Below are 9088 nucleotides of genomic sequence, written 5' to 3'. Positions count from 1 at the left end.
GCGATGACCCGTACAGTTTATGTCAATGGTGACTATCTGCCCGAGGATGAGGCCAAGGTCTCGATCTTTGACCGGGGCTTTCTGATGGCGGACGCGGTCTATGAGGTGACCTCGGTTCTGGGGGGCAAGCTCATTGATTTCCCCGGCCATCTGGCGCGGCTGCAGCGCTCGCTCGATGCGCTCGATATCCGCAACCCGCTGAGCGAAGATGACTGGCTGGCGATCCACCGCGCGCTGGTGGAGAAGAATGCCATTGATGAGGGGATGATCTATCTGCAGGTCAGCCGTGGTTCGCCCGGCGACCGGGATTTCTCGTTCCCCGACCCGGAGACCTGCGCGCCTACAGTCGTCCTGTTCACCCAGTCGAAGCCCGGTCTGGCCGACAGCCCACAGGCGAAAACCGGCATCCGGGTGATTTCGATCGAGGATATCCGCTGGGGGCGGCGCGATATCAAGACGGTTCAGTTGCTGTATCCGTCGATGGGCAAGATGATGGCCAAGAAGGCCGGTTGCGATGATGCCTGGCTGGTCGAGGATGGCGCGGTGACCGAGGGCACCTCGAACAACGCCTGGATCATCAAGGGCGGCAAGATCATTACGCGGCAGTTGTCGAATGACATTCTGCACGGGATTACCCGCGCATCGGTCCTGCGTTGTGCGGCTGAGGCGCAGATGGAGGTGGAGGAACGGCCCTTCACCATTGCGGAGGCGCAGGAAGCCGATGAGGCCTTCATCACCTCGGCCTCGGCCTTTGTCATGCCGGTGGTCGAGGTTGACGGGGTGGCGGTGGGCAGCGGCAAGCCGGGGCCGGTGGCGATGCGGCTGCGCGAGATCTATCTGGAAGAAAAACGCAAGGCCGCGATCTGAGGCCTGCGTGAAGGGGCGGCGCTGGCCGCCCTTTCTTCGGTCTGTCGTATTCCGGCCACCGCGCGAGGCACGCATCAGTTTCTTGTGCGACGCGCCCTGCGCGGTCGTAGTCCGGTGATGCGGGCAGGCGCCCGGATGCGCGGGGTGTGTTCGTCGATGTCGAGCGGTGCTGCGAACGTATCTGCGCCCGCGCTCATTGTTGTATGTGTCGCCCGTTGCTGTGGCAGCCATGCGCACACAGGGGCGACGGGAAAAGCCACTCCTGGCGGGGTTCCGGGAGGACCGGATAAAACGCAGGGAAATGGCGCGCGCTTTCATTGTTCGTCAACCGGGAGCAATCATCCTCTTGGGTGAATCGCGGAAGGTCTGCAAGGGTGCTTCAAGATGGCGTTGTCGATTGTGCCGGGCGCGCGACAGAGTCAGTCGCGCTTGCCCACATTCTCTGCAAAGGACTTCGTGAAGGCCGCCTGCTGCTCCGGCGTGGCGTCGCGCTGGTGTTGCGCCTGCCATTGCTCATAGGGCATGCCATAGACGATTTCGCGCGCCCCGGCCTTGTCCAGTGTGACCCCCTCGGTGCTTGCCGCTTCCTGATACCAGCGGCTCAGGCAGTTGCGGCAAAAGCCCGCGAGATTCATCAGGTCGATATTCTGCGCATCGGGGCGCTCAACCATCATGTGCTGCACCAGACGGCGAAAGGTGGCGGCTTCGATACGGGTGCGGGTGGCTTCGTCCATTCTGTCCTCCGTTTGCGATAACAATTGCGCCCGCGCGCGGTTTGCGCAAGATAGTGCGGGCGTCGGTGTGACCGTTGTCGTTGCTTCATATTTACGCGATAATAGAGGCAGGAACAGGCCGGAGGATACCGAAAGATGAGAAGAAACCGCAATGTGAAGATCGTGGCAACGCTTGGCCCGGCCTCTTCCGACCTTGAGACGATCACCGCCCTGTTCGAAGCGGGCGCCGATGTGTTCCGCCTGAACATGAGCCACGGCACCCATGATGAGATCCGCGCCCGCCACGCCCTTGTGCGCCAGATCGAGGCCAGTTCGGGGCGGCCCATCGCGCTGCTGGCCGATCTTCAGGGGCCCAAGCTGCGGCTGGGTGCCTTTGCCGCGGGCCCTGTCGAGCTGGAGGTGGGCGCCGCGTTCCGCCTTGATCTGGACGCCGCACCGGGCAACATCAACCGCGTGCAGATGCCCCATCCTGAGATTTTCGCGGCGCTGGTGGCGGGTTCGGAACTGCTTGTGAACGACGGCAAGATCCGCCTGAGGGTTGAGGAATGCGGCCCCGACTTTGCCAATTGCACCGTAAGCGTGGGCGGCACGATTTCGGACCGCAAGGGCGTGAACGTGCCCGATGTGCTGCTGCCGCTGGCGGCGCTGTCGGACAAGGACCGGCGCGATCTGGAATTTGCCTGCGAACTGGGCGTCGACTGGCTGGCGCTGAGCTTCGTGCAGCGCCCTGAGGATGTGATCGAGGCGCGGGAACTGGTGCGCGGCCGCGCGGCCATCATGGCCAAGATTGAAAAGCCCGCAGCGGTAAAGGCCTTTGACGAAATCCTTGCCGTGTCAGACGGGATCATGGTGGCGCGGGGCGATCTTGGGGTGGAGCTGCCGGTCCATGCCGTGCCGCCGATCCAGAAGCGGCTGGTGCGCAAGGCGCGTGCGGCGGCCAAGCCGGTGATCGTGGCGACGCAGATGCTGGAATCGATGATCGAAAGCCCCATGCCGACCCGCGCCGAAGTGTCGGATGTGGCCACGGCGATCTATGAGGGGGCGGATGCGGTGATGCTCTCGGCGGAATCAGCGGCAGGGGCCTATCCCGTCGAGGCCGTGCGGACCATGGACAACGTCGCCATCTCGGTCGAAGGGGACCCGACATGGCGCGAAGTCATCAACTCCTCGCGCCGGATCGCGCATACCAATGTCGCAGATGGCATCGTCGCCGCCGCGCGCGAAATCGCCGAGACGACGGATATCAAGGCGATCTGCTGCTTCACGGAATCGGGCTCCACCGCCGCGAAAGTGGCGCGCGAACGCCCGCAGGTGCCGATCATCGCCCTCAGCACCAAGCCCGAGACCCTGCGCAGGCTGTGCCTGACCTGGGGCATCCATTGTGTGGCGACCGGGCCGATCGACCGCTTCAAATCGGCGGTGGTGAGTGCGGCGCGCGCGGCGATTGATCTGAAGCTGGCCACCGAACAGGACCAGATCGTGGTCACCGCCGGTGTGCCCTTCAACCAGCCGGGCACCACGAACATCCTGCGCGTGGCCCCCTGCGACGAACGCTTGATTTACCGCGCCGAGGCTGAATAATCATCCCATCGGCGCCCCGGGATCGGCCCGGAGCCGGAAAAGGGGGCGCATGGAGCGCGATCTGATCCTGCTGGCAGGGCTTGCCTTCCTGCCGCTGGCGTTCGTGGGCTTTGTTTCAGCCTGGGCTGACCGGCGCAGGCCGGTGCCGGGGCTGATCATGCTGGCGCTGGGGCTGGGAATGGCGGGCTGGGCGCAGTTCACCCACCCCGGCGGCGGCTATGCGTGGGCCGATGTGCCGCAGATGGCGCTGACGGTTCTGGCGCGCATCCTTTACTGAGCGCCGCCGTCTGGGCCGCTGCTTCCGGGCGGGCGCGCACCGCCTTTCTGCCTTCGGCCCCCGAGAATCGATTTGCCAAAAAGCAGCGACACGTTCAGCAGCGTTTTCCGGCCAATGTCCTGATAGTCGCGCTCGCCGGAAAGGATGCGCAGGAAGGCGCGCTGCACACTGGTTTTCCGCACCAGATTGCGCACCACCTGCGCGCTTCTGGGGCTGAAGAAAAGCATCTTCTGGATGATCCGTGCGCGGTCTATCTCGCGCTGGACATAGGCCAGCTCTTTTCCGTAAAGGCGCAGCGCTGTTCCGGGCGCACCTGACTGCAGCGCCGCCACACAGGCCTCACCCGCCAATTGCCCGCTGCGCAGCGCCCAGGCGATACCTTCGCCTGAGACCGGGTCCACCAGCCCCGCCGCATCGCCTGCCAGCAACACCTGCCCCGCGCCGGGCACCTTGCGGTAGACGCCGGCGGGCAGAAAGGCACCCTTGCAGCCCTGCATCGCGGCGTCGGCCTCGGCGGGGGAAACATAGCGCTCCAGATAGGTCCGCAGATGGGCCTTCATGTCGGGGTTGCGCTGATGCATGCCACCCACGCCCACAGTGATGCTGTCGTTCTTGGGAAAGATCCAGCCATAGCCCCAGTTCGCCGCGGCCAGGTCAATTTCGACCGTGCGGAACGCATCCTTATGCCGGGGCAGCTCCACCTCCAGCGCGAAACTGATATCGGCAGGGTCGAAGGGGCGGCCAAAGAGGGCGCGTGCGGTGGCGCTGTTGCAGCCATCGGCACCGATCATGAGCGCGGCCTCCAGCACGCGGCCATCGTCCAGCGTGACGCGGGGGCCTTCCGGGTCAATCCGGGCAATGCGGACCGGCGCGTGAATGACGGCCCCGGCAGCGGCGGCATGGCGGTGCAGAACCGCGTCAAAATCGCGGCGCATGGTCATGTGCAGGGGCGGGGCGTTCCGGATCAGGCCCAGCGGGACGCTGTCATGGGAAAGGCGCAGGCGGGTCACGGTGCGGAACAGCGAGGGCGTGACGGGCTGTTCGAAGATCGTCTCCAGAAGCTGCGCGCATCGCCCGCTGACCGCGCCGCCGCAAAGCTTGTCGCGCGGAAAGGCGGCCCTGTCCAGAAGTGCCACCCGCAGCCCGGCCTGCGCCGCGACCTTGGCGGCAGCACTGCCGGCAGGGCCGGAGCCGATGACGATGAGATCGAAGCGTTCTGTCATGCCCGTCCGGCTCCTCAATCTTCTTCACCCGGCTTTTCGCCTGTCTAATGCGCGCAGCGCACAGCGGCAACAGGCACTTGCATCGCTCGCGCGCGCATCCTATAGAGCCCGCTCCAAACCCGCGTGGCCGGCCTTCGAGGCATGCCGAGTCGCGCGTCAGTACCGCTCAAACAAGACAGGAGACGGAAATGCCCAAGATGAAGACCAAATCGAGCGCCAAAAAGCGCTTCAAGGTCACTGCGACCGGGAAGATCAAATCGGCCCAGGCTGGCAAACGCCACGGCATGATCAAACGGACGACGAAATTCATCCGCGACGCGCGCGGCACCATGGTGCTGAGCGATCCGGATACGAAGATCGTCAAGACCTACATGCCCTACGCCCGCTGAGGAGGATCAGACATGTCCCGCGTCAAATCCGGTAAAGTTACCCACGCCCGCCATCGCAAGGTCGTCAAGGCCGCCGCTGGTTATTACGGTGCCCGCTCGCGCAATTTCCGCACGGCAACCCAGGCAGTCGACAAGGCCAACCAATACGCCACCCGTGACCGCAAGAACCGCAAGCGCAACTTCCGCGCGCTGTGGATCCAGCGGATCAACGCGGCGGTGCGTGCCATCGACCCGTCGCTGACCTATTCGCGCTTCATCCACGCCCTGGCCAATGCCGGGATCGAGGTCGACCGCAAGGTTCTGGCCGATCTGGCCGTGCACGAGCCCGAGGCCTTCGGTCAGATCGTCGAAAAAGCCCGCTCTGCCACCGCCTGATACAGGCCCGGCAAGGCAAAGCGTCAGGCCGCCCCAACGGGCGGCCTTTTGCATGGGTGAACGCTTGCACGGGCGAAATCGCCGGGGGGCAGGCGCCGGAGCCGCTCCCGCCCGTCTTCGCACGCGGGCTTTGCCCGCACACTCATCCCGTTTGGCCGGGCCGCGCGCCTGCGGCGCGCGGCATGGGGGCGCTGCCCCCGCCGCCCGTTCCGGGCGCCTCCCCCGGGATATTTATTGAACAGATGAATTAAGTTCGCCTCTTCTCCTTTCATCTGTTCGAAAATATCCTGAGGGTGAATTGGCCGCAGGCCAAGAGGGGGCAAAGCCCCCTTTCTTTCCTGAGCCACATGAACAGCCGCTGCATTGCAGAGCAGGCCCGCTTGCATTCGCAAGGGAATATGGCTAGGCCAAGCCCGGACAACGCGCGTTACGGGACAGGTATCATGGACGGCATTGCAGAGCTTCGGGCGAAATATCTGGCTGAGATCGGCGCTGCTGCCGGGGCCGATGCGCTGGAGGGGGTGCGGCTGGCAGCGCTGGGCAAGAAGGGCGAGATCAGCCTGATGATGCGCGAGTTGGGCCGCATGTCACCCGAGGAGCGACAGCAGGCCGGCCCCGCGCTCAACGGTCTCAAGGACGAGATTGATGCCGCCCTGCGCGCCCGCAAGGCCGCACTGGAGGATGCCGCCCTTGATGAGCGCCTCAAGGCTGAATGGCTGGACATCACCTTGCCCGCCCGCCCGCGCCCGCGCGGCACCATCCATCCGGTCAGTCAGGTCACCGAGGAAATGGCCGCGATCTTTGCCGATATGGGGTTCGCCGTGGCCGAAGGCCCCCAGATCGAGACCGACTGGTATAATTTCGACGCGCTCAACATTGCGCCCGAGCATCCCGCCCGGCAGGAGCATGACACCTTCTTTCTGCACCGCGCCGCGGGTGACAACCGCCCGCCGCATGTGTTGCGTACCCATACCAGCCCCGTTCAGATCCGCGCCATGCAGGAGCAGGGCGCGCCGATCCGGGTGATCGCGCCGGGCCGGGTCTACCGGATGGATATGGACCTGACCCACACGCCCATGTTCCATCAGATCGAGGGCATGGCCATCGACCGCGACATCACCATGGCCAATCTCAAATGGGTGCTGGAGGAGTTCTTCAGCGTCTATTTCGGCCAGCGCGTCAAAACCCGGTTCCGTGCCAGCCATTTCCCCTTCACCGAGCCTTCGGCGGAGGTGGATATCCAGTGCTCCTGGGTCGGCGGCCAGCTCAAGGTGGGTGAGGGCGACGGCTGGATGGAGGTTCTGGGGTCGGGCATGATGCATCCGCATGTGCTGCGCTCGGGGGGCATTGACCCTGATGAATGGCAGGGCTTCGCCTTTGGAATGGGGATCGACCGGATGGCGATGCTGAAATACGGCATCCCCGATCTGCGCGCGTTTTTCGAGAGCGATCTGCGCTGGCTGCGCCATTACGGCTTCGGCGCGCTGGAAGCGCCGAGCCTGCACGCGGGGTGACCCCGCCCTGACTGGCCGCGCTTGATCCTGCGCAATGCCTGCCTGCGCCTTTCGTGCTATCCTTCTTGAGGGAGGAGTACGACATGATCAATGACAGTGACATCATCGATATGGCCTGCCTGACGCGGGCCGAGATCGGCGCCATCGCCGAGCATGAGCATATCGGCCCGGTCGAGGCCGCCGAGCGGGTTGATTATCTCATGCATCTTCATCACGGTCCGCAGCAGGTGCAGCGCATGATCTGTGAGGATATCCGCGAAGCACTCCACACCGGTGATCTGGCCCGCGCAAGCGCGCTTTACACCACGCTCAAGGGTTTTCTCACTGAGCACCCCGAAGCCCTTCGCGGCAACGGCTGAGTGCTCTGGCTGCGCGCAAGATCCTGCCCGCACAGGCCTTTCGTGACATTTGCGTGAAGGTCAACAGGCTTGCCACGGGGGGTATGCCTCCACTAGGGTCTCGCCATCGATGCGCCGGACGGCGCCACAGATGCACGGGGTCCGCATGCCGAAACTGACCAGTTCCACCCGCGCCGGCATGGCCACGGCCGCGCTTGTCTCCCTCTTCGCAGCCAGCGTGGCAATGGCGCAGCTTACCGATGTGATGACCCGCCAATACGCCGATGGCGGCATCTATGAGGGTACCTTTCTGGACGGGCTGCAGCACGGGCAGGGCAGCTACCGGCTGCCGAACGGGTTTGAATATACCGGCGAATGGGCTGAGGGGCAGATCACTGGGCAGGGCACCGCGCGCTACCCCAACGGTGCCGTCTATGAGGGCGCCTTTGCCGATGGCCGCCCGCATGGCGAGGGCCGGATGGTCTTTGCCGACGGCTCGTCTTACGAGGGGAACTGGGATGGCGGGCGCATCATGGGGCAGGGCACGCGCCGCTATGCCACCGGCGTCGTCTATACCGGCGAATTTGACGACAGCCAACCGCATGGCGAGGGCGCGATGGAGCGCCCGGGCGGGCTGCATTACGAGGGTGGCTGGGTCCATGGCCAGCGTCAGGGGCGCGGCACGATCACCTATCCTGACGGCTCGGTCTATATCGGCGAGATGCATGAGGACCAGCGCCATGGCGAGGGCAGGCTGACGCGGCCAGACGGCGCGGTGTATGATGGCGAATGGGCCGAGGGGATGCTGCACGGCGCAGGCCAGCTGACTCTGCCCGGCGGCGATCGCCGTGAGGGCACCTTTGCCAACGGCATGATGCAGGGGCTGGGGCGGATCACCTTTGCGGATGGCAGCATCTATGAGGGCGATTTCACCGATGACCAGCGCCACGGGCGCGGGCGGCTCAGTTCGGCTGACGGGCATGTCTATGTCGGCAACTGGGTTGCTGACCGGATCGACGGCGAAGGGGTGCTCAGCCATCCGGACGGTTCGCGCTATGAGGGCCAGTTCCGCGACGGCCTGCCTGACGGGCGCGGCACGGTGACCTTTGCTGATGGCTCCAGCTATACCGGCGAATGGTCCGAAGGGCGGCGCGAGGGGCAGGGGCGGGCCGAGTTCGGCGAAGGGCTGGCCTATGAGGGCGCGTTTCTTGATGGCCGTCCCCATGGCGCCGGGCTGATGACCTTTCCTGACGGACGCATCTATGAGGGCCGGTTCGAGGCCGGGATGCGCGAAGGGCAGGGAGTGATGACCTATCCTGACGGCGCTCGTTACGCAGGGAATTTCGCCGGGAATGAGCGCGACGGTCAGGGCCGGATCGAAATGGCCGATGGCTTTGTCTATGAGGGCCTGTGGCGCGAAGGCCGGATCGAGGGTGAGGGCATGGCGACCTATGCCACCGGCGATGTCTATGAGGGCGCCTTCGTCAATGGCCAGCGCGAGGGGCGCGGCACGCTGCGCTATGCCGAGGGGCAGGTGGCGAGCGGCGTCTGGTCCGGCGGGATCCTGACGGAGCCGGATGCGCCCGCGGAAGCCGAAACCGCCCCGGAAGCCGAAGCTGCCCCGGAGGAATGAACGCCGGGTTCAGGGCCTGACCGCCCGCCGCCGCATCACGCAGGTTTGACCATTGCTGCGGGCTTGAACGCCGGGCGGGCAGGCCTTATTCTCCTGCCACCAAGCGAGGACGACCTCCCCCACTACGGGACAGCAGCACGGGACGGCCCGGCGATAC

General features: G+C 65.1%; 10 protein-coding genes. 8 read left to right on the top strand and 2 right to left on the bottom strand.

All coding sequences use genetic code 11. The features are described 5' to 3' along the window. Positions 1-3 precede the first annotated feature (3 nt). The gene (locus tag V7Q53_RS04950; RefSeq protein WP_333827314.1) at positions 4-867 is read left to right on the top strand and encodes a D-amino-acid transaminase; all 864 of its coding nucleotides are present in this window, start codon (positions 4-6) and stop codon (positions 865-867) included. A 419-nt stretch (positions 868-1286) separates the two neighbouring features. Here V7Q53_RS04950 and V7Q53_RS04945 read toward each other — a convergent pair whose 3' ends face one another. After that, entirely contained in the window at positions 1287-1601 is a 315-nt protein-coding gene (locus V7Q53_RS04945) for a DUF1244 domain-containing protein (protein ID WP_333827313.1), read from the bottom strand. Between the two features lie 135 nt (positions 1602-1736). Between V7Q53_RS04945 and pyk the strand changes: the two genes are divergently transcribed. Together pyk and V7Q53_RS04935 are read left to right on the top strand one after the other, a co-directional pair. Next, entirely contained in the window at positions 1737-3182 is a 1446-nt protein-coding gene (gene pyk, locus V7Q53_RS04940; RefSeq protein WP_333827312.1) for a pyruvate kinase, read from the top strand. A gap of 49 nt (positions 3183-3231) precedes the next feature. Beyond that, positions 3232-3459 (top strand): hypothetical protein, encoded by a 228-nt coding sequence (locus V7Q53_RS04935; RefSeq protein ID WP_333827310.1) that lies wholly within the window; start codon positions 3232-3234, stop codon positions 3457-3459. Here the strand turns inward: V7Q53_RS04935 and V7Q53_RS04930 are convergent. Then, positions 3453-4682 (bottom strand): geranylgeranyl reductase family protein, encoded by a 1230-nt coding sequence (locus V7Q53_RS04930; protein WP_333827308.1) that lies wholly within the window; start codon positions 4680-4682, stop codon positions 3453-3455. The two genes, V7Q53_RS04935 and V7Q53_RS04930, sit on opposite strands and share 7 nt — an antisense overlap. Before the next feature lie 188 nt (positions 4683-4870). Here V7Q53_RS04930 and rpmI point away from each other — a divergent pair, with 188 nt between their 5' ends. From rpmI to V7Q53_RS04905, 5 genes are all read left to right on the top strand, one after another. Then, positions 4871-5071, top strand: coding sequence for a 50S ribosomal protein L35 (gene rpmI, locus V7Q53_RS04925; RefSeq protein ID WP_333827306.1), 201 nt, complete (start codon positions 4871-4873; stop codon positions 5069-5071). A 12-nt stretch (positions 5072-5083) separates the two neighbouring features. Next, the gene (rplT, locus tag V7Q53_RS04920) at positions 5084-5446 is read left to right on the top strand and encodes a 50S ribosomal protein L20 (protein ID WP_333827305.1); all 363 of its coding nucleotides are present in this window, start codon (positions 5084-5086) and stop codon (positions 5444-5446) included. A 443-nt stretch (positions 5447-5889) separates the two neighbouring features. After that, positions 5890-6960, top strand: coding sequence for a phenylalanine--tRNA ligase subunit alpha (gene pheS, locus V7Q53_RS04915; RefSeq protein WP_333827304.1), 1071 nt, complete (start codon positions 5890-5892; stop codon positions 6958-6960). Between the two features lie 83 nt (positions 6961-7043). Beyond that, complete coding sequence (locus tag V7Q53_RS04910) at positions 7044-7319, top strand: hypothetical protein (RefSeq protein ID WP_333827303.1); 276 nt, start codon at positions 7044-7046, stop codon at positions 7317-7319. A 145-nt stretch (positions 7320-7464) separates the two neighbouring features. Then, a complete protein-coding gene (locus V7Q53_RS04905) occupies positions 7465-8931 on the top strand; it encodes an MORN repeat-containing protein (RefSeq protein ID WP_333827302.1) in 1467 nt (488 codons plus the stop codon). The last annotated feature ends 157 nt before the right edge of the window (positions 8932-9088 follow it).

This window comes from Pararhodobacter sp. (genome assembly GCF_036802785.1).
Classification (GTDB): domain Bacteria; phylum Pseudomonadota; class Alphaproteobacteria; order Rhodobacterales; family Rhodobacteraceae; genus Pararhodobacter.
Note: the sequence above shows the minus strand (reverse complement) of the source record. Positions and strands in the feature narration are given on the sequence as shown.

Excerpts from the sequence above, each read along its gene's own strand:
- V7Q53_RS04950 (WP_333827314.1), top strand. The coding sequence starts at position 4 with ATGACCCGTACAGTTTATGTCAATGGTGACTATCTGCCCGAGGATGAG.
- V7Q53_RS04945 (WP_333827313.1), bottom strand. The coding sequence starts at position 1,601 with ATGGACGAAGCCACCCGCACCCGTATCGAAGCCGCCACCTTTCGCCGT.
- pyk (WP_333827312.1), top strand. The coding sequence starts at position 1,737 with ATGAGAAGAAACCGCAATGTGAAGATCGTGGCAACGCTTGGCCCGGCC.
- V7Q53_RS04935 (WP_333827310.1), top strand. The coding sequence starts at position 3,232 with ATGGAGCGCGATCTGATCCTGCTGGCAGGGCTTGCCTTCCTGCCGCTG.
- V7Q53_RS04930 (WP_333827308.1), bottom strand. The coding sequence starts at position 4,682 with ATGACAGAACGCTTCGATCTCATCGTCATCGGCTCCGGCCCTGCCGGC.
- rpmI (WP_333827306.1), top strand. The coding sequence starts at position 4,871 with ATGCCCAAGATGAAGACCAAATCGAGCGCCAAAAAGCGCTTCAAGGTC.
- rplT (WP_333827305.1), top strand. The coding sequence starts at position 5,084 with ATGTCCCGCGTCAAATCCGGTAAAGTTACCCACGCCCGCCATCGCAAG.
- pheS (WP_333827304.1), top strand. The coding sequence starts at position 5,890 with ATGGACGGCATTGCAGAGCTTCGGGCGAAATATCTGGCTGAGATCGGC.
- V7Q53_RS04910 (WP_333827303.1), top strand. The coding sequence starts at position 7,044 with ATGATCAATGACAGTGACATCATCGATATGGCCTGCCTGACGCGGGCC.
- V7Q53_RS04905 (WP_333827302.1), top strand. The coding sequence starts at position 7,465 with ATGCCGAAACTGACCAGTTCCACCCGCGCCGGCATGGCCACGGCCGCG.